General features: G+C 54.8%; 2 pseudogenes. Both read right to left on the bottom strand.

Going from position 1 to position 469, the window contains the following annotated elements:
• A pseudogene (locus tag AB4Z23_RS28440) lies at nucleotides 1-203 on the bottom strand (hypothetical protein); the annotation flags it as partial.
• A pseudogene (locus tag AB4Z23_RS28435) lies at nucleotides 196-469 on the bottom strand (hypothetical protein); the annotation flags it as partial. The pseudogenes AB4Z23_RS28440 and AB4Z23_RS28435, both read right to left, overlap by 8 nt.

Here is a 469-nt window from a genome sequence, read left to right as displayed (position 1 = left end):
GTGTAATCCTGATCGACTTCCTGCATCGCGCCGAGGCAGTAGCGCGTGTAAGGCTGCTCCTTCGCCCGTTTTTGCCAGCCTTCTTCGAGATAGCTTTTCCTCAGAACGTCGGCGGCGGCGTCTTGAGTGACCATCCCAAGCCGGTCCACGCCAGAGCGACGAGTGCGGAGCTGGTTCAAGCGTTTGTTGATATCTCTAGCCATTGTGGATCTTCTCCAGCTTCATCGTACCGAACGTGTACCTACCGTGGCCGTTGAAGTATTCGCCGTCTCCAGCCATCAAATCCTTGTCGAACACGATCTCGGCGAAACCCCTATGCGCACTGAGTTCGGTCTCTCCGATCCTCGGATCGTTGCTATAGCTGTAGAAGACACGCCATCCTTCCGCCTCATCCTTGACCAGTGCCGCGCTTTTGCTGTTGGAGGCAGAGGTATTGGTTTTCAATCGGATGCGAATCTTATCCCATGAT

The sequence above is a fragment of the Agrobacterium sp. MCAB5 genome (assembly GCF_052114365.1).
In the GTDB taxonomy this organism is placed as follows: Bacteria; Pseudomonadota; Alphaproteobacteria; order Rhizobiales; family Rhizobiaceae; genus Agrobacterium; species Agrobacterium tumefaciens.
The sequence above is the reverse complement of the archived record's forward strand: the minus strand, read 5'-3'. Positions and strand labels throughout refer to the sequence as shown.